The organism is Oscillatoria sp. CS-180, from assembly GCF_028330965.1.
GTDB lineage: Bacteria > Cyanobacteriota > Cyanobacteriia > Phormidesmidales > Phormidesmidaceae > Halomicronema.
The window spans coordinates 113,461-132,308 of record NZ_JAQMUB010000019.1 but is presented as its reverse complement, the minus strand read 5'-3'; the positions used below and the strand labels follow the sequence as shown (position 1 = coordinate 132,308).

General features: G+C 50.7%; 14 protein-coding genes. 6 read left to right on the top strand and 8 right to left on the bottom strand.

The features are described from left to right. Window positions 1-251 precede the first annotated feature (251 nt). From PN498_RS03020 to PN498_RS03010, 3 genes are all read right to left on the bottom strand, one after another. Window positions 252-1,148: an AEC family transporter gene (locus PN498_RS03020; RefSeq protein WP_272061200.1), complete on the bottom strand. Its 897-nt coding sequence runs from the start codon at window positions 1,146-1,148 to the stop codon at window positions 252-254. Between the two features lie 93 nt (window positions 1,149-1,241). Then, window positions 1,242-2,159 (bottom strand): FTR1 family iron permease, encoded by a 918-nt coding sequence (locus tag PN498_RS03015; protein WP_272061199.1) that lies wholly within the window; start codon window positions 2,157-2,159, stop codon window positions 1,242-1,244. Window positions 2,160-2,412: 253 nt separating this feature from the next. After that, on the bottom strand, window positions 2,413-4,458 hold the full coding sequence (locus PN498_RS03010) for a serine/threonine-protein kinase (RefSeq protein ID WP_272061198.1): 2,046 nt from the start codon (window positions 4,456-4,458) through the stop codon (window positions 2,413-2,415). 620 nt (window positions 4,459-5,078) lie between these two features. Here PN498_RS03010 and PN498_RS03005 point away from each other — a divergent pair. Next, window positions 5,079-6,275 (top strand): Coenzyme F420 hydrogenase/dehydrogenase, beta subunit C-terminal domain, encoded by a 1,197-nt coding sequence (locus PN498_RS03005; protein WP_272061197.1) that lies wholly within the window; start codon window positions 5,079-5,081, stop codon window positions 6,273-6,275. 213 nt (window positions 6,276-6,488) lie between these two features. Here PN498_RS03005 and PN498_RS03000 read toward each other — a convergent pair whose 3' ends face one another. Beyond that, a complete protein-coding gene (locus tag PN498_RS03000; protein WP_272061196.1) occupies window positions 6,489-7,739 on the bottom strand; it encodes an FAD-dependent hydroxylase in 1,251 nt (416 codons plus the stop codon). A gap of 183 nt (window positions 7,740-7,922) precedes the next feature. After that, window positions 7,923-8,909 (bottom strand): methyltransferase domain-containing protein, encoded by a 987-nt coding sequence (locus PN498_RS02995; RefSeq protein ID WP_272061195.1) that lies wholly within the window; start codon window positions 8,907-8,909, stop codon window positions 7,923-7,925. A gap of 139 nt (window positions 8,910-9,048) precedes the next feature. On the opposite strand from PN498_RS02995, the gene PN498_RS02990 reads away from it, so the two are divergent. Further along, a complete protein-coding gene (locus PN498_RS02990; protein ID WP_272061194.1) occupies window positions 9,049-9,762 on the top strand; it encodes a Uma2 family endonuclease in 714 nt (237 codons plus the stop codon). Between the two features lie 121 nt (window positions 9,763-9,883). Here the strand turns inward: PN498_RS02990 and PN498_RS02985 are convergent, their stop codons facing one another. Then, window positions 9,884-10,978 carry a glycosyltransferase gene (locus tag PN498_RS02985; protein WP_272061193.1) on the bottom strand — a complete coding sequence of 365 codons (1,095 nt, stop codon included), beginning with the start codon at window positions 10,976-10,978 and terminating at the stop codon, window positions 9,884-9,886. 326 nt (window positions 10,979-11,304) lie between these two features. Here PN498_RS02985 and PN498_RS02980 point away from each other — a divergent pair, with 326 nt between their 5' ends. The 4 genes from PN498_RS02980 to PN498_RS02965 all read left to right on the top strand — a co-directional run bounded on the left by PN498_RS02980 (window position 11,305) and on the right by PN498_RS02965 (window position 14,278). Next, entirely contained in the window at window positions 11,305-11,844 is a 540-nt protein-coding gene (locus tag PN498_RS02980; RefSeq protein WP_272061192.1) for a DoxX family protein, read from the top strand. A 474-nt stretch (window positions 11,845-12,318) separates the two neighbouring features. Further along, on the top strand, window positions 12,319-12,684 hold the full coding sequence (locus PN498_RS02975) for a LapA family protein (protein ID WP_272061191.1): 366 nt from the start codon (window positions 12,319-12,321) through the stop codon (window positions 12,682-12,684). Window positions 12,685-12,692: 8 nt separating this feature from the next. Further along, window positions 12,693-13,553 (top strand): segregation/condensation protein A, encoded by an 861-nt coding sequence (locus tag PN498_RS02970; RefSeq protein WP_272061190.1) that lies wholly within the window; start codon window positions 12,693-12,695, stop codon window positions 13,551-13,553. A gap of 533 nt (window positions 13,554-14,086) precedes the next feature. After that, complete coding sequence (locus PN498_RS02965; protein ID WP_272061189.1) at window positions 14,087-14,278, top strand: DUF2949 domain-containing protein; 192 nt, start codon at window positions 14,087-14,089, stop codon at window positions 14,276-14,278. Window positions 14,279-14,496: 218 nt separating this feature from the next. Here PN498_RS02965 and PN498_RS02960 read toward each other — a convergent pair whose 3' ends face one another. After that, complete coding sequence (locus PN498_RS02960; protein ID WP_272061188.1) at window positions 14,497-17,517, bottom strand: nSTAND1 domain-containing NTPase; 3,021 nt, start codon at window positions 17,515-17,517, stop codon at window positions 14,497-14,499. Beyond that, on the bottom strand, window positions 17,490-18,803 hold the full coding sequence (locus tag PN498_RS02955) for a P-loop NTPase fold protein (RefSeq protein WP_272061187.1): 1,314 nt from the start codon (window positions 18,801-18,803) through the stop codon (window positions 17,490-17,492). The genes PN498_RS02960 and PN498_RS02955 overlap by 28 nt, the downstream gene beginning before the upstream one ends. Window positions 18,804-18,848: the final 45 nt, after the last annotated feature.

The following is an 18,848-nucleotide window of genomic DNA, read 5'->3' as shown; positions in this document are numbered from 1 at the left end:
AAAGGAAATCGTTGCTACCTCTTAAAGGGGCGGCTGCATTCTGTATAGTCAGAACGTGCCCACGCTAACTTTCTAATTTGGCAGCATTACCGATTGTAAAGCGTTCTGTCCGAAAGGTGGAAGGATACAACCGAAGTTACTGAGTCGGGACTGCCGAACTAAGCAACAAAACAGACGTGCTCTCCTGAGCTGAACCGCTACATCGACTCAGCTGAACTTGGGAAAAATTTGTGTCACTTGAATATTTTAGCCTAGTTGAACAGAAGTAATAGCCACAGCAGAGTTGGTAATGTCAGCGCACTTAATATTGTTGATAGCACGATCGCTCTAGCGGCCAGGTCTGCGTCCCCACCAAATTCTGTCACCCAGATAAATGTGTTGACCGCTGTTGGCATCGCTCCTTGTAGGACTAGGACCTGAAGATTTTGCCCTTGTAAACCGATCGCGATGCCAATGATGAGGGCGATCGCAGGTGCTAGCAATAACCGTAATCCCGCTGACAGTATCACTATTCGGTCCAAATAGAAGTGGGTTTTGGCGAGCTGCATGCCTAATGTGACCAGAGCAACTGGAATTGCAGCACTTCCCAACAAGTCCAAACCGTCCCCCAATCGCAGCGGTAAGGTAATGGCCAAAATTTGCAGAATCAACCCGGCTAGCATGGCCCAGAAGACGGGTAATCGTAAGGTTGTTTGCAAACCGCTCTGGATGCCTTCTGCTTTCAGTAACGTTGGACCAACTGCGGTGAGAAAAATGCTGCTGCTGACGAGATATACGATCGCTCGTTCTAGGCCCGATTCTCCTAAGGCAAAGGTGATGAAGGGTAATCCCATGTTGCCCGTATTGGCAAAGATTGCCGTTGCGATCAGGGTTTTTTGCAGTAGGGGATCCGTTTTGAAAAGACGACACAGGCTGTAGACCACACCATACAGCACTGCTGAACTGAGAAAAAACCCCACCACAATCTTGGCGGCATTACTGGCTGACAGCGTGATGCCATAGAGACTGCTGGCAATCAGAGCGGGCATCAGCACGTAAAGACTGAGCCGCGATAGCGTCAGCCTATCGAGTGAGAGAGTCCGTCCTGTGATGAATCCGATGAAGACAATGAAAGCAACTGGGACGATTGCAGGCAGTAAGACAGCCATTTATCCAAAGAATTCCATTGTGAGGATAGGGCAAACCATTTCCCTGTCTTTACCGTTACTGTTTATGTCTATGTACTAAGTACTGACCTGGTTTTACAAAGATGATTTTTGGGGTTGTTGGGTTGGGGGTGTCAAGCTACGGAAATAAGTGCCCCCGATCGCAATCATGAATGCTAAATACGCCAAAGCTTGACCGGCAAAGAGGCGATCGCGGTAGCCCAGTAGCGTTTTCAGCAAAATGCCAGGAAACTGCCTATCAGGCAGAACATTATGGGCGTCCCACAGCAGGGGTCCCAAAATGCAGGATTCTTTCGAAATACATAGATCAGCGTTGACGGGATCAAAACTACTAATAGCTAGGAATGCTGCGTCCAGGTTGCGGAAGAAAGAAACGACGAGACCGCCAATGATGAGCAGCAGCAAAACGCCCATGACCTGAAAGAAAACGCGGAGATTGATCCGAATCCCCCATCGAAAGAGCGCTAAACCAATGAGCGTGGCTCCAAACAGCCCCCCGACTGCGCCCAAAGCCGCTGTCCCACTCTGCTGAACGCTTGTGAAGATAAAGAGGACGGTTTCAATGCCTTCTCGTAAGACGGCAATGCAAACCAGGCTGAAAATAGTGAGTCCTGCTGCCTCATCTTCGACTAGGGCTGCTGATATTGAACCCTCGATGTCAGACTTGAGCGATCGCGCTTGGCGAGTCATCCATAGCAGCATCCAACTCAGCATAATGATGGCGATCGCGCAAAACAAGCTATCGAAAAATGGCTCGATAATGGGTTCTAAGGTTGGTAGTGACTGCTCTACTTGGGCAACACTGTTGAAGATAATGACTCCCGTAAATACGCTTCCTAGAAGACCTGCCAAGACTCCTAGATAGACCCATCGGTTCAGCTGAGTTTGTTGAGCTTTGCCCAGACAGGCGAGCACAATGCCGACAACAAGAGCTGCTTCAACCCCCTCTCGAAGGGTGACGAAAAAAGTGGGTAAGGCGGGCGCAAAATCCATTGAGTTCAAAAGAGACAACGTTAGGATGAATGAGTCTAGGGTTCAAAGCTGAAAGTGCAGAACCTTCATTCGCCCTCTACATACACCTTGTACCTTAAACTGTTTCGCTTTTCGGTCGCTACCCGTATCAAGCCCGATAGCACGGTAATGCCGATGTTGGCCAAGCCAATATCGGTCATCTCAAAATTGCCAATCAGTAGTCAACCCTGTCCTTGCCCTGGGCAAACGGTAATGCCTTTTGAAGGAGTAGGACCTACCCGTATCGCCAAACTCGAATGGTTTTGTCGGCGCTGCAACTGGCAATGAGACGGCCCGTGCGATGAACGGCGATCGCCGAAACGCCATTGCTGTGCCCGGTGAGCGTGTGGAGCAGTTGACCTGTCCGGGCATCCCAAATTCTCACCGTGCGATCGCTGCTGCCACTAATGACGGTGCGGTTATCAGGGGCGATCGCCACGGATTTGACTTCCTGAGTATGCCCTCTCAGGGTATGGATGATAGACCCCGTAGCCACACTCCAGAGAATGATGGTTTTGTCTTTGCTCGCACTGACAACAAACAATCCATCTCGACTGACTGCTACGTCGTTGATGGGATTGAAATGCCCAGAAAAGACTCGAATCATATCCCCTGTTTTCAAATCCCATAACCGGACTTTGTTATCCAGTCCGCCACTGAAAAGAGAGGTTTCATTTGACGTCATCGCGACCGCTCGAACTGCCGCCGGAGACCCTAGTAGAGTTCGGATGGGAGTTCCCTTGTCCAGTTTCCACAGTTTGATCGTTTTATCCTTGCTGCCGCTTGCCAATGTCCATCCTTTGTGGCCGATGGCTACGCTGGTGACGTCTCGAACGTGGCCTTTCAAGGTATGGATAAGGCGGCCTGCGGTTAAGTTCCACACCTTAACGCTGCCGTCGTCTCCGCAGCTAACTAGAACTTGTCCCTTGGCGCTAATTTTGACGTCGTTAACGCCTCGGGGATGACCCTGCAAAGTTACCTGCTCATTTCCGGTCTGTAAATTCCAAATGCGGATGCTGTCATCTAGGCTGCCGCTAACAAGCGTTGCGGTGCGAGGATTAAAGGCTACTGTCGTCACCCACGATTGATGACCTGTCAAAACTCGAACGCTCTGCCATTCTGCCGTGTCTGAAGCTGGGGGAGAGGATGGCGGGCCGGAAGGGGCCGGCGCGATCGAGGACGAGGCTGGCGATTGAGGGGGTGAGGCGGTTGGTGACGAAGACGAGGCGGTTGGTGACGGTGACGGGGCGGATGTTGGTGGGGTCGTTGGTGGAACGTGAGCCTCCGTTGCAGATACAGCGACTGGTTTCTTCAAAGACGTAGAGGTTGATAGCAGGGTGCTGCTGGCATGACGGCGCACCCATCCAGGGACACTACCCTGCAATAGTGGCAGGTCCTCAAGAGCTGCCATCACAGCTTCAGCCGTTTGGAAGCGATCGCCAATCGTATCCATCACTAGGCGATCAATTACTTGCCCCAGTTCTGTACTGACAAAACGCTCCTGCTTAGCCAGTACATCCCGCCAGATCCAGCGCCCCTGCAGCGGATCATACAAATGCTCGGGTCTTTGTCCGGTGAGCAAATGCATACAGGTGGCACCCAGACTATACAAATCACTGCAGGGATAAGCCTGTCCCCCTCGCAGCTGTTCAATGGGAGCATAGCCCTCAGTACCAATGCGAGTGCCTGGTCCAGGGGCTAGCGCCTCACCAAACTGCTTAGCAATGCCAAAGTCGATCAGGAATAGGCGACGGTCTGTATTGCGGCGAATAAGGTTGGTCGGTGTAATATCCCGATGAATAACGTTGTGGCGATGGATAAAACCGAGAACCGGCAGAATATCGTGGAGCAAACTACGCACGTCGGCTTCATCCAAGGGGCCGTTCTCCAGCACCTCTTGAACCAACGTCTTGCCATCAATAAACTGTTGGACTAAGTAAAGGTATTGATCCTGCTCGAAATAGGCCAACAGCGCAGGAATCTGGGCATGCTCTCCTAAGTCATGGAGCCTGACGGCTTCTTGATTGAATAAATCAACCGCTTTAACAAAAGATTTGGTCCCCTGAGTCTGAGGCGCGAACTGCTTGATAACGCAAGGGGCATTGAGGCGATCGCTATCTTGGGCCAAGTAAGTGCGTCCAAAACCACCCCGGCCAATTAATTTCACGGGCCGATAACGCCCCCGCAGCAGATGAATCAGGAGCTTGCCGCAACCCCGGCAGGACGTTGCTGCGTCACGATTAATTGGATGAGGACAGTGGGGATTTAGACAACAAATCATTCAGCAGCCTAGCCTGTAAGACCTGGTAAAACCCTCAAGCACCTGTTGTGATGGGGAGAGTATTCGAAAGAACAAAAGCAGCCTTTGGGGTGAAGACCGGGTGACTATAGCAAATGAGTAAACTCAGCATTCAGCGCTATCGTCATAACCTGAACAGCAAAATCCAGAGAGCGCTCATCGTCCATGCAGATGGACTAGGATTTTACCGTTGCCAAAGAACTTTGTCTAAGAGCTCATTCATGAGGGCAACCCTATAAAACCCTAAAACAAGGACATATTGGGCATTAGAACAGTTGCACGTCAAAGTTTTCTGATTCTTAGAAACGTTTCCTGATTCTTAGGGACGTTTCTTTAGCAACCTTCGTAACCAACAACAAACGATCTCTACCTGAACCGACTCAGCATTAAGCATAGTCCAGATTGCTCAATGACTCGCGAATTCGATGATATTCTCAAGTAAATTCTTTCAAGATGGATCTCTCTATAAACCTAAAATAGAAACCCTCGTATCATCTCAATCCATGCAGCATTTCGTTACATTCAATGCTTGAAATGGGTTAGTTCAAACCCTTGCGGTATGGTGTTTGTAAAACACTTCGAAACACCTTTTAACAACAATCATGACGCTGGCTCGTTCTACCCACAAAAAAGCCAAGGCTCTTCGTCCCGGTGCTCGCCGGCCTGCTAAGGAACTCTGTAGTGAGTGTGGCCTCTGCGACACCTATTACATTCACTACGTTAAAGAAGCCTGTGCGTTTCTGAATCAGCAGTTTCCTGAGCTGGAGAATCAGACCCATGGGCGCGATCGCAACCTAGATGATGAAACTGAACAGTATTTCGGCGTTCATCAAGACATGATGGCGGCTCGGAAGCAGCAGCCCATTGACGGCGCTCAGTGGACGGGGATTGTTAGTACGATCGCGATCGCCATGCTGACCCAGGGCAAGGTTGAAGGCGTGGTCTGTGTTCAGAATACGGAGGAAGACCGCTTTCAGCCCAAGCCTGTCATTGCCACTACTCCCGACGAAATTCTCGCTGCTCGGGTCAACAAGCCAACGCTTTCTCCTAACCTGTCCGTATTGGAACAGGTGGAGCAGTCAGGCATGAAGCGCCTGTTGGTTATTGGTGTGGGTTGTCAAATTCAAGCTCTGCGAGCGGTGGAAAAGGAACTCGGTCTAGAAAAGCTCTACGTCTTGGGCACCCCCTGCGTCGATAATGTAAACCGCGCTGGTCTTCAGAAGTTTTTGGAAACAACCAGCAAGTCGCCAGATACCGTCGTGCATTACGAATTCATGCAGGACTTTCGGGTACATTTCAAACATGAAGATGGTTCTATCGAGAAGGTGCCATTCTTTGGCCTAAAGACCAATCAGCTCAAGGATGTTTTTGCGCCTTCCTGCATGAGCTGCTTTGATTACGTAAACGGCCTCGCAGACATCGTAGTGGGCTATATGGGGGCTCCGTTTGGCTGGCAGTGGATCACTGTGCGAAACGATCGCGGGCGGGAAATGCTTGAGCTGGTGATGGATCAGCTAGATACGCAGCCAGTCATGTCAGAAGGCGATCGCAAGGCCGCTGTTCAGCAGAGCATCCCTGCCTACGACAAAGGCGTGACTTTACCGATGTGGGCCGCTAAGCTCATGGGCGTTGTCATTGAGCGTATTGGCCCCAAAGGTCTGGAATATGCCCGTTTCTCCATCGACTCCCACTTCACCCGCAACTATCTGTATGTCAAGCGCAATCATCCCGAAAAGCTAGAAGCCCACGTTCCCGAGTTTGCCAAGCGCATCGTCGGCCAATACAAACTGCCAGAATGATATTGCAAGTTTCAACGAGGGATTTCTACAGTAAAGACCGTACAGACTGTTTGAGGTAAGACCATGCCTACCTACGAAGAGGTTCTATGAAGATCAGAAGAATCAGACTTGCGTTGTGACAACAATCGGCCCTCGTGGTGATGTTTACGAAAGTTGAGCATAAGCATTGGCTTTCGTACAGCATCATTTTTGTCAAAAAAAGTAGCTGCTGATCTAGAGTTTGCTGAGAGATGGGCGACGGCCCAGAAACCCCGTCATCAGCCTTAAGGCAAAAACCTTGAGAGGCGGTACCGTTCTCAGCAGCCACAGACCGAAGCGGCGAAGCTGGACAATCGGCCACCAGCTGTTAGAAAACATGCGATCTAGGAAATCGGTAAAACCCAAGATTGCGAGATTTTCCTTCTTGCGCCAGCGCTCATACCGCTTCAGGACGCGAATATCGCCAATGTCCTCCCCTCGCAAGTACGCTTCAGACAAAACCTGAGCCAAAGCAGCGGCATCCCGAATACCCAAATTCAATCCCTGTCCGGCAACGGGATGACAGCGGTGAGCGGCATCTCCAATTAAAGCCAGTCGTGGCTGCACATATTGCTCACTTTGAAAAAGCTGAACAGGGAAGAGGAGGCGATCGCTGGTCAAGCTTAGTTTCCCCAGCAGCCCTCCTGTGTAGTATTCCAGTTCTTTGAGAAATGTCTCTTCATCGAGATTCAACAGGGCTTTTGCCTCGTCGTGAGGAGCTGTCCAGACGATGTGGCAACGATTTTCGGTGAGAGGAAGCACGCCCATCGGACCATCAGGCCAGAAGCGTTCAAAAGCAATGTCGTTGCGGGCGGCTTCGTGAGTGATCATGAATGTCACGCAGGACTGCCAATACTTCCATCCATTGGTTTTAATGCCTGCCCATTCTCGAATGCGTGATCGCGCTCCATCGGCCCCCACAACCAACCGCGTTTTGAGTTGACGACACTGACCATCGTCTGTTTCTAACTCTATAACGGCTCCCTCTACCGAATAGGTGATTTGGGAGGGCCGAGCCGGACACAGCCAGCGAGCATTATCGCAGTCCTGATTGATAAAGCTCTGAAGCGCCTTGAGCATGACTGTATGCTCGCCGACATAACCTAAAAACTCTGTGCCTAGATCTGCCGTCTTGAACTTTACGATACGAGGATTATCGGCGTCTGAAAGGTAGATGTGACGATACTTGCCGATGTGGGGGAAAATCTTATCCCAAACGCCAATCCCCTCAAAAATCTGCCCTGACAAAGGCGAAAGGGCATAACCTCGTTCGCGGGCAGCAGCTCCTTCCAGCGTATTGGCTTCAATAAGTACCACGTCTAAGCCCGAATCTTTGAGGGCAGCTGCTAACGTTGCACCGACAACGCCGCCCCCAACGATCGCAACATCACAGTCGTAGGTTCGTTCTGTTTCTGAATAATTTGGGGCACTCTGCAAACTTTGCATCTCAGCACTTTTCAGATGATTCAAGTGAATACTTTTACTCGACTGTAGCGCCAGCTTCAAAATTTTGCTGCGACAAAAAAATGAGAATCTAAAACCGATGCTGTCTTGTTAAACCTGGGAAAAGACTAAAGGGTACAGGATGACAAAACTTCAGCACTGTACCCTCATGACTCTCTCAACTGCTTAAGCTTGAACGACTTCGTTTTGATAAACCTCGCGAGACTGAGGCACAGTGCTAACCTTGCGGGCACGGAACATCCCAAAGCGGCAGAGACCAGCGCCAAATGCAATACGCATCAGCACTAGTGTCGGCACTTCTCGCAGGGATTTGATAAAGCCAGAAAAACCGAAAATGATCAGACCCTTAGGACGAATAATGCCCTGCCAAATGGACGCCATCCAGGACGGCAGCGTTTCCTGTGTCCAGTCTGCAGTGACCACTTCGCCGTCGACTAACCCAGTGGCTTCAAGCTGCTCCGAAAAACCTTCAATGCTGGAAAAAGAGGGATGAGACCACTGATCTAGCAGCTGCCGCATCACAGGCTTCTCCCAGAAATTCAAAGGCTTGCGGCGATCATCCCTTTGGTTCCAGTCAGCCACTACTAAAATGCCGCCAGGTTTGAGCACCCGCAGCATTTCCTCTCCGTATTTGACCTTGTCAGGCATATGAGGACCCGCTTCAATGGACCAAACCACATCGAAGCTATTGTCTGGAAAAGACAGCGCTAATGCATCATCCACCTGGAACTTAGCATCTAGACCTTCAGGTGTGAGCTGCTGAGCACGGCGTACCTGCTGGGGGCTAATGGTGATGCCAGTCGTTGAGAAACCGTAGTCACGAGCCAAAATCCGAGTGCTGCCACCAATACCGCACCCGACATCCAGTACGGTCGTGCCGCGCGGCAGGGTATCCAGACCACCCCAGCGCACCATCTCGTGTACAAAATCTGACTTGGCTTTCAGAAAGTCCTTTGAGCGAGGTGGAGAACCGTAGTGACCTAAATGAATGTGTTCGCCCCAGTAGAACTCCAAAATTCCGTCCTGGGTCCATTGGTCATACGAGTTAGCTACTGTTTTTGAGGACTCATAGCTGCGTGGTGTTGCCAAATAAACGACAGTTCCTACGATCAGCAGCACAGCTACTAGCCCGAGGGCGTAATACACAAGCATTGAGAGAAACCCTTAACATTAATTAATCTGTACTCTAATGATTGTAGATCGTTCTCGCATTTCAAAACTAGTCTCTGTCAGTGCGATCGCGATAAACCCGATAGGATAGATGGCATGATGCCGTGGAGATGCCCCACCCATGTCCCCCGCTTTGTCAAAGGAGAACGAAACGCTGTCCGAGGCCGCGACATCCGCTACAAGGGAGCCTGTCCAGTCGCCCTCAGAGACACGAATTCTTCTGTCTGGAGTTAGTTGGGAAACTTACGAGCGGTTGCTAGCGGAGACCGGAGAAGGGCGGAATCAACAATTTGCCTACCGAGATGGACTGCTGGAAATTGTGGTTCCGTTGGAAGACCACGAAGAACCCACGCGCCTGTTTGAGCATTTTTTAGCTGCTTTTGTGGATGAACTCGCCTTGGAAGTTCGTAGTTTGGGTTCATTGACGATGAAGAATCCTCAACAGCGGATGGGTCTGGAACCTGATTGCTGCTTTTATATTCAAAACGAGGCGGCAGTCAGAGGCTTAGACAAATTGGACTTCGAAATCCATCCTCCACCGGACTTAGTGGTTGAGGTCGATAATAGCAGTTCTTCGTTAAACAAATTTCCAATTTACAGTGCACTCAAGGTGCCAGAAATTTGGCGTTTGAAGCGCGACGTCTTGACGATCTATCAGTTAAATCAGTCGCAGTCAGACTATGAGGAAGTAGAGCAAAGTTTAGCGTTTCCTCAGTTGCCTGTGCCGGAGTTGCCGCAGTTCATAGCACGAGCCAAAGTCATTGGGCAAAGAGCCTCCGTGCGAGAGTTAGCAAAGCGTGTGCGGCAGGTTTTAGCCAAGCAAAAGAGTCCATGAAGTAGCCCTTGGGCAAGATACATTGCTGTGTTTAGGTAGAGCCGTTCGGCATTGTGACTGTTGAGTTATGGTTCTTCACGATTGACAGAGGAATGGGTAGCGGGTGATCTGGGTAATCTGTCTAGACTTGTAAGCCTGACTTCCATCGCCGCAGCAAAGTCGGTAACTGCTGCAGGAACAGTCCTAGCCAAAGGTGTGCATGTTGAGGACTGGGGTACTTCTTTAAGTAGTGAGCTAGAGCAGCTGGGGTGAGCCAAATTCCTTTTTTACCTAAAAATTTTGCCAGCTCAGCACTGCCAATCTCCTGATTGAGGCGATCGCACAGCCCTAGCTCTACTGGAATCGTTTCTGGGACAAAGCCAGGATCATAGGCTTTGTTGACCCAACTCCCCTCTTCGCCACGATAGGTTTCTGACTGCTCGTGGCCAAAGCCAATATTTTTGACGATGGAGTGCTTCGGAACGAGGTGGACTCTACCCTGATGCAGGGCACATAGCGTCATTGTAATGACCCAGTCAGTTTTTTGATTCTTCTCTAACCAAAACTGATTAGCTAGGGTTAGCTTCGACTCCACTGTGGTCGGAATGCTGTAAACGTGGCCAAAAGGATTATGCTGCCCGGACTGGTGGACGAGGTCCATAGACTGCCAGCGATCGCGCCAAATCCCAAATCCCCACGAAAAGACGCGGCGCGATGGGAAAAAATCGGTGGCGATTTCTTCGGCTGGTAGGGCACGACTGACATAGCCTGATACAGAGAAGATGTCCTGACGATCTTTGTAGGCTGTCAAGAGGCGGCAGATGCGATCATAAAAGCAGGGATTAGGTAAATCGTCATCTTCGAGATAGACCAAGGTGTCATGGGACTCGAAGACTTCTGTGAACGCCGCAATAACGTTGCGATCGCAGCCTAAATTATGCTCTCGCTGAATCACACGGACAGACCAGGTTGAACGCTCGAAGTTCTTGAGCAGATCAACGCACTGCTGTATTAAAGCTCTATCTTTATCATTTCTAGCCCCGTCTACAAAGGCAATGATTTCTTGAGGCGATAGGGATTGGAGGGCGATCGCCTCCAACACTGGTGCGAGTAGATCAGGACGAGTGAATGCCGTGATTACGATAGGCGGTAAGCGATCAGGCAACTTCACTTCACTTAGACAGGTTGGAAATACTTTTGCCTCGCCCTCCATTCGCACATACCTCTGTGTAAACACGCTCAGTGTTCCCTTAGAGACCAGGAACACTCTATTGTCCTCAGTGTTCTCTTAGAGACCAGGAGCACTCCATTGTCCTTTGTCAGATGGCGCTCAATATTTCAGCTCTAAGGATTAGCCGCTTGAGAACTTTGGATGAGTTCTCTTTGAAGAATGGAATCCTAAGAGGACTGTATATTTTAAAAATTCTCTGCCGGAATGTATATCTTTACGAATAACCGACCCTGAAAAGGCCGATCTCAATCATTTTTATTTACAGGACTTAAAAAAAATTGTTAACTTAAATAACAGACAGGCCGTTTTTCTAATCTTTACCTAATTTAATCATGCAACTTACTTCCACCGCCGCTAAACTGTTTAAGCCCAACGTGTCGGCTAACCTGTGGTCTCAGACAACGCTCACCATCTTGCGAGTCACTTTGGGAATCATGATGATTCACAATGGTCTTGACAAGCTCGCTGACATTGAAAGCTTTGCTCGGGCCTATGTCGAGTATTTGGGATTACCTTTCCCTATCTTCTTAAGCTACGTTGCGGCATACACTGAGCTGATTGGCGCGCCCCTAGTTGCGATCGGCTTGCTCACTCGATTTGCTTCCCTCGGACTCTTCAGCACGATGTGCGTCGCGATGTATCACCACATCTCTGTTGCTGGCCTGAGCCTTCCCTACCTAGAGTTGTCTGCCATTTACGCAGCTTCTTTCCTCTACTTCCTAGTTAATGGAGGCGGGCTCTACTCCTTCGACGCATTGATTGCTAACGCTCTTGACAGTGCTTCTCTATCTCTCAAGGAAAAGCAGATCATGCGCCTAGAGAATTCCTATCAGGCAGTCGAAGCTACTAAAGACGAGAGTGCAGTAGCATAATAGCCTTTGGGCTTAAACTGCTTTAGCTTTTGAAAGTTTGAAAGCGTCACAATCGCCAATTTTGTTAGGACGGCGGCGAACTCCTTCGCTGTCTGCTAACTATCTGGGCGGTACTTAGTGGATTTAACTGAATAGCTAAGGCTAAAAAAGGGATGGGCCTCACTTTGGTCCACTCCTTTTTTGTTGTCTAGATTCGCTCAGTACTCTCCTTACAGGCTCATGGCAAACAGTGGTTTATCCCTGTTGGTTATATCCCGTTGGAGAAGCGCGGAGAAACTGCAAGCCTCTGTTGTTAATGTTCATTGCTTCTAAAGTTGAGAACTGTCTCTACCTGCTTTTGCCGCTCCTCCATAAATAAATCTATGGCTTATAGTGGTGTGGAACTGCTGCGGTAAACCGGTTGAGTGCCCTTCAACCACGTTGTGGTTCGGTATTGTAGACAAGTTCTTCGGCAACGTGTAGGAGTTAGCAGCTATGCGACAGATCAACTTTGTCGTTATCTTCGTTATTTCTCTGGCACTGGTCCTGTTTGGTATTGAAAACACGGACCCCACAATTATCCATATTGTTCAAGGCGTTGATGTAGAAGCTCCTCTCTGCATAGAACTCATTGTTGCAATGGGGATTGGTGCTGTCTTGGCCTGGGTTTTCAGCGTGTGGGTACAAGTGCAAGGTTATTTGGGTATGGGTAAGCAAATTGAACAGCGCGAAGTTCGCATAGAGGAGTTAGAGCGCGATGTAGAACGCTATCGTGTTGAATTAGAAGAGCAGCAGCCGATGTTGCCCGCCTCTAAAAACGCAGGCAATGACTCGGAGTCTAGTGAAGCGTTTGCGAATTAAAGGATTGAATGACGGTATCTCTCGCGCAGAGTGCGATCGCGTTCCTGATTGATTTAGCTGAGCAGGGTGAGATTGACCCCTGGGATGTCAAAGTCATTGACGTGATTGATCGATTTCTGAAAACTCTGAAAACTGAACCCGATGCTTTGCCCAGTTCAGGACGCTCACCCTATGAGGCTAGTTTGTCCGAGTCAGGCAAGGCTTTTTTGTATGCTTCGATGCTGGTGTTGCTCAAGGCTGACACGCTGGTACGGGCAGAAATGGATGAGGAGCAAGCTGCGCTCGAAGCTGAGGCTCTATTCGAGGATGCCGATGAGTTGGCAGAAATGCCGCTGCCCCGCAATCTGGAACAGCACTTACATCGACGGGCGATCGCCCCGCCACCTGAACGCCGTCAAGTGACCCTGAACGAGCTGATTGAGCAGTTGGAAACCATCGCGGCAGTGATTTCGGATCAGCCACCGCGATCGCGGGTCCGTCGTGCTCGTCCCATTCCCAAACGCAATGCAGTCCGCGCCATCACCCAGCTAGCGCACCAGGAAAACCTGTCTGAGATTGCCGATGCGCTTGAAAGTTTTTTAGACCAGTATTGGGACACCCTGCAAGAGAAGCTGAGCTGGCTCAATTTCGAGGAGCTTTTAAGCGAGTGGCCGAAGTATCGGCCAGAGCAGGACAATCACATTGCAGATTCACCGGAAGCGGCTGAAAAACATGAGCGAGTCGGTGTCTTCTGGGGTTTGTTGTATCTCTCAGCTCAATCGAAGGTTGAGTTGTCTCAGCAGGAGTTGTATAGCGAGCTTTGGGTTCGTAACCTGAAGCAGATTGCCGATGAGGATCTCGATATTCCTCCTCACGTTTTGCCCGACTGATGGGTTTAAGCGATGGGCGCGCTATCGGTGGAAGTCAACCGTCATTCGCTAAAGAAAAATAGAGCCTTTCCTGGCAAGTTTAGGCTTCTCTAATGAGTTTAAGATTTCCTTCAGGAAATGTACTAGTCTCTTCATTGACCGAGTTTAGAAGTTGAGCATTTCTGCCGAGAAAGTTGCTGATGAGGGCGGGCACTCTCATGGTCACCCTCTTCTAAAGAAAGCTTTTAGGTGACCGTCCTAAAACGGTAGGTTGAGTTGGTGTCAAGTGAACCCCAAAGGTCTTTCGCAAATGTTGAACCTATTAGCCAAAAGCGAAGACTATTCTTTGTTTGGCGCCAACCTGTTAACCCCTATTTTAATTGGGCTAATCTAATGCGAATTTGTAAATGCGCTGTGCGTCATGGCCCACAATCCCCACTCCATAACGCTTCTGAGATTCTGTTTCATCTCACTAAGTACACAGCTCATCTTTAGAATTCGCCGCTAAGCTATGGCAAATAGTTACGATGACGTTCGACGGTGAAACCCAACGAATGAGTCAACAAACTCAACTAATCGAATTTCTGAAGCAGGAATTCTCCCTCTCCACAGAGGCGATCGCGCTGGGGTTGCGTCGTTCAGCATCGACTCCTAACCTGCTTCCCATTGTGCTCTGGCAGTACGGGCTAGTCACCACTCACCAGCTAGAGCAAATTTTTGAGTGGCTAGAAGCCAGCGTTGTTTAATACCCAAATCACCCTACTGCGCCCACGATCACCACGATCGCCTCTAAGGACCGGGAACTTATTTAAGTATCAACTTTGAGCTTTGGATTCGCTGATGACTCAATCATTCAAAACTCAAAAGTGAGAACTTAAAATTCATTCATTCCTAACTGATTACCTAACAAAAAGCGCTTGCAACGCAGGGCTGAGCGCTTAAACGTCACTTATTTTGGCTGTAGTCATTGGAATTCTCTGGCGCGAGCGATGGAATAGGTAAAGAGTCCCAGGAGGGTGACGATGCCTAGGCCAATGCCTGTGATAGCAGTGGCCCGTTTCTGTGAGGTCAACCGCTGTTCTAGAGCACGACTCTTCTCTGCCAGGGCCTCATTCCGATCTGCTAGGGCCTCATTCTTTTCTGAGAAAAACAGAGCGGCTTTCTCATCGGCCTTCTGCTTGGCGACCAGCGCCTCTCGCTCTCGCTCCTTCGCGGCACTCAGCTCTGCCATCAGTCCCGGTGTTTGCACGTCCCGCACGTAGCGCACAAGATAGTCATGCACGAGTTGATAGCGGTCTTCCGGCTCTTGGGGAATCTGGAACAGCAGGCCCGACCCCACCAGAATTGACAGCACCATACTGAGCTGCTCGTACGCAAAAGGCATTTCCAGTAGAGTTAGCTCGTACTCGATCGCCTCTCGCGTCTTCAAAGGTCGAAACAGTCGCTGTTCTCGATCCTCATCGGTGAGCAAATAGAGGACGACCCAGGCCAGTTTTTCATTGGAGGGACCGCAGTCGCGGACGACGTAGGTTAGGTAATCCTGAACCAGTTTTTCCTTGGGAAAGTCTCCGAGATTCTCGTATTGGGCCAGAGTGTTGATTTCTGCTCGCTGGAGCTGAGCACCGACAACCTGAAGTTCAATGGGGCGCACGTCGCCTGTTTCGGCAGAGAGATCACTGACGAGGCGCTGGATCAGGTCATTGGGCAAAGGATATTGAGCGGCGGTGGTGAGTTGGCGGATAACGTCTTTTGCAGCGGCAGGTTTGAAGTTCGCAAGGGCATAGCGGACGTCGCGGCTGAGAAGATCCCAATCGGGGCTGGTGAGATTGATGATCCTTTCGACTTCAACCAGGTGATGCAGGTAGTCTTCCCGCAGGGCTAGCACCACTTTGATGAACGGCTGGTCGAGGCATTGTTGAAGAAAGTCATAGAAAACTCGGCGTTCTGCTAGGTCGTCTTTGTCGAAAAAAAACTCTTCAAACTGATCGAAGATGAGGATGAAGAATTGATTTTGGTCAATACCGTGGCGGATCTGGTCGAGGAGGGTGGATGGGTGGATGGGTGGATGCGTAGGGAGGGAGAGGACTTCGGTGAGGGAGGTCGGAGGGTTGGAGGAGTGGGGAAGTGGAGGAGTGAGAGAGTGGGGGAGTGAGGTCAGGGCTTCGGCGATGATCTGCTGCCAGTTGCCGTAGGTTTGGATGAGGATGGGGTGGGTGGTGCGCCCTTTGGGATAGAGGGTGCGGGTACGGGGCAGGAGTCCGGCACTGAGGATGGAGCTTTTGCCAACCCCGGAGGGACCGTGAATAACAATAATGGAGTGCTGGTTCCCTTCCAGTCGTTTGGCGAGTTCTTCGACGTCTTGAAGGCGTCCGGAGGCTCGAATTTCGGCGGCAACGGCGGCTTGGGTGGCCTCGTCGAACTGCTTGGTGCTTGTACGCTGATGAGGCTGAACAGCTCCAGCTCCAACGAAGGCTCGCAGGTTGTAGCGGTACTCGACCTGTCGGCGTTCTTGTTTAACGTCGAAGGCTTCCCAATAGCGACCCATATCAAAGTAGTGGTCAATGAGTCGGTTCAGGACCCGCAGGTGCAGGGTCAGGTCAACTTCGGGGTCGGTTTCCCAGCGGGCGGCTTCTAAGTATTGGACAGCGTCTTCTAGTTTACCCAAGTGTATCTGAGCTTCCCCTAGCAGGAAACGATACCAGCCCCGTTGAAAACTTTTAGCAATTTCGAGGGCATTGGCTAACTCGACGCCCTCTGACGTGTCTGCTGAGGTGTCTTCTGCTGAGACGAGAATATCGAGGGCCTGTTGAGCTTCGCTGCGAGCCGTGAGCCAGTCTTCTCGAATTAGGGCAGCTTCGGCGAGAAAGCCCCGATCGCGAGCCAGCCGTATTGGATCATGGGTTTCCTGATGGAGGCTGATCCCCTTATTGGCCACTTTCTCTAGCTCGGACCAGTCGCGCTGCTTTTGTAAAACCTCCGCTAGGGCATGGATGAACCGCGCTAGGTGAACTGTTTGGTCGCGATCGCGAAAGTACTTAATCAATTTCTCGAAATAGCGACGGGCCTGCCGTAGAGATGACGGATAGGTCGCTCGCTGCACCACTGCGTAACTGCGCCACCAAAGACCCAAATGGAGCCAGAGCACCGCCTGCTTGTCTGCCACTGTTAGCCTGTCGGGATCCACCGTGACCGTTTCTATGGGTTCAATTTGTGACCGCCAAAAGTTTAGGCTGTCCTCATAATGAGTTCTTGCAGTGTCCATTTCCAAACGGCTATGGGCTTCGCGTCCCCGCAGAAAATCCAGGCTTGCCTGCAAGCTAGGGTCGGGGACGATGTCGTTGGCCCGCAGATCTTCAACGGCAAATTCCAGTTCGCTACGGACTGCGTCACTGGCATAGAGGCGAATAGACGTGGAGGTGAGTTCGCGATCACCCCCCCGTTCCAATACGTTGGAAAATATCTGATCAGTACCTGCATGCAGCGCATAGAGCAGTTCTTCTGGTGGCAGAGTGAAGGCGATCGCAGCGGGAGAGAAGCTTCGAAAGTCAGGGGCATACCGGGCAAATTTTTGCTGTACCCGGCGATTCATCCACAGCACAATGGGAAACGAAAAGTGCTTGCGAAACCCATCCCGTGACAAATTAGCGCCTTGCAGCACTGACCGCAGCTCTGATTCTTTAAGGTAGTCCAGCCCCACGATTAGCAGGGTGGATGGCGTGCGGCCATCCAGCTGTTGATGAATGGTCTCCCGCAAGCTGATGATTTGGCGTGGCAGGTGCATCACTTCAGCTGAGTATTCCTGCTCCAGCGCCTGATTCACTAGCGTCCGTAAGTGATGGTAATTACAGGAGGCTAGTGTTAGCGAAAACTCCCCTTCGGACAATAGCAGCACGTTCTTCAGCTCGGTCAAACTGTCCTGGTTGAAGTGGAGCAGTTCCTCTGCCGAATGCGATCGCCCTACAATTGGTCCTGTTTCGCCCGCCATTGTCGATAGACCTCAGTTTCGGCGAGTACGGGATTCACATCGACCCAGCGTCCCTGGTCGTCCCGGTACTCATAGAGAAAAAGATTGCGTAACAAACTATTGTAGTCATTGTCTCCCTGAAACGTGCGGTCTTTGGCCGCCCGCGTCAGCAACTGCCACTCTTTTTCGTCAATTAGCGCCAGCATATCGTTGCGTTCGTCTCGGATTACCTGTTCCAGCACTCGACCGGAGATGGGAGGGCGTTGTTTTCGCAAGCAGCCGTAGACATAGCGCAGGACACTCCGCATGTGTCCACCGCTAATCATGCACAGACGACTGAGAGTGCTGGGATCGTCGAAGACACTGGTGATGCGGTCTAAGCGATCGCTCTCTGGCAGGTCCGGGTACGCCCGCGCCATCACCATCTGCCGTAGCTTGTCCATGCTGGACTCATTCAGCAGTCCGTTAATGGTGCGAATGGGCACCATCGTTAATACTGATGGCGAAAATCCAAAACGTTCTTTCAAGATTTGGAAGTCGTCGGAAAAGGCCAGTGATATCGGAATGGTGTAGATCACATGACAGTCCAGTCGCTTCAACTGATCGGCGCGATCAATGAATAGATACTGAGGCTGAGGCCGGTTTCCAGGTTTGAGATTAGGAAAGACTCGATCTAGATTGTCTACGATAGCGACAAGACCGGCTTTGCCTTGAGACTGGAGCTGGGCGATCGCTGGATTCAGCAGTTCTTGATTGATGGCGTCCAGCAGATTTTTAGTTCGTGGCTCCAGGTATTGATGCAGCTGACTCCGCAGATCGGTACTTTCCTTCGACTGAGCCGTAATGTTGGCAATGCCCACCGACAAGCTCACGTCTGTTACCTCCATCGGCATCCGCAGCGTATTGGAGATGCTTTGAAAAAGCTGCTGAAAATAGCTGGGACGTAAACTGATGCCGATGTTCTCCAGGCTGGCACTGATCTGGCGAGCCATCACCAGCAGAATGTCAGTCACTTCTACATCTGCCAACTCTAAATCCACGTCTGATTCAAAGTAGACAACATGGTAGCCTGCCGCTTCTAACTGATCCCGCAGCCGAAACAGCTCTGTTGATTTTCCAGAGCCAACGTGCCCCGTCAGAAGCTGGGTGGTCGGTTCGTCTGGCGACAACTCAGCGATCGTCCGCGCCAGTTCTTCAACGATGTCGCCTCCCCGCACTTCTGAAAAATTGATGTAGTAGCGCGAATCCTGAATTGGTCGGCTGGGATTCGAGGCTTTATAGAACTGGCTAAAGTTGAGATCTGTCACGGCTTAAACTTCCTGACGACGCGCTTTCATAATATCCAGGTTGTT

Bases quoted from the DNA above. Each gene is read 5' to 3' on its own strand.
- PN498_RS03020 (WP_272061200.1), bottom strand. From the start codon at position 1,148: ATGGCTGTCTTACTGCCTGCAATCGTCCCAGTTGCTTTCATTGTCTTC.
- PN498_RS03015 (WP_272061199.1), bottom strand. From the start codon at position 2,159: ATGGATTTTGCGCCCGCCTTACCCACTTTTTTCGTCACCCTTCGAGAG.
- PN498_RS03010 (WP_272061198.1), bottom strand. From the start codon at position 4,458: ATGATTTGTTGTCTAAATCCCCACTGTCCTCATCCAATTAATCGTGAC.
- PN498_RS03005 (WP_272061197.1), top strand. From the start codon at position 5,079: ATGACGCTGGCTCGTTCTACCCACAAAAAAGCCAAGGCTCTTCGTCCC.
- PN498_RS03000 (WP_272061196.1), bottom strand. From the start codon at position 7,739: ATGCAAAGTTTGCAGAGTGCCCCAAATTATTCAGAAACAGAACGAACC.
- PN498_RS02995 (WP_272061195.1), bottom strand. From the start codon at position 8,909: ATGCTTGTGTATTACGCCCTCGGGCTAGTAGCTGTGCTGCTGATCGTA.
- PN498_RS02990 (WP_272061194.1), top strand. From the start codon at position 9,049: ATGTCCCCCGCTTTGTCAAAGGAGAACGAAACGCTGTCCGAGGCCGCG.
- PN498_RS02980 (WP_272061192.1), top strand. From the start codon at position 11,305: ATGCAACTTACTTCCACCGCCGCTAAACTGTTTAAGCCCAACGTGTCG.
- PN498_RS02975 (WP_272061191.1), top strand. From the start codon at position 12,319: ATGCGACAGATCAACTTTGTCGTTATCTTCGTTATTTCTCTGGCACTG.
- PN498_RS02970 (WP_272061190.1), top strand. From the start codon at position 12,693: ATGACGGTATCTCTCGCGCAGAGTGCGATCGCGTTCCTGATTGATTTA.
- PN498_RS02965 (WP_272061189.1), top strand. From the start codon at position 14,087: ATGAGTCAACAAACTCAACTAATCGAATTTCTGAAGCAGGAATTCTCC.
- PN498_RS02960 (WP_272061188.1), bottom strand. From the start codon at position 17,517: ATGGCGGGCGAAACAGGACCAATTGTAGGGCGATCGCATTCGGCAGAG.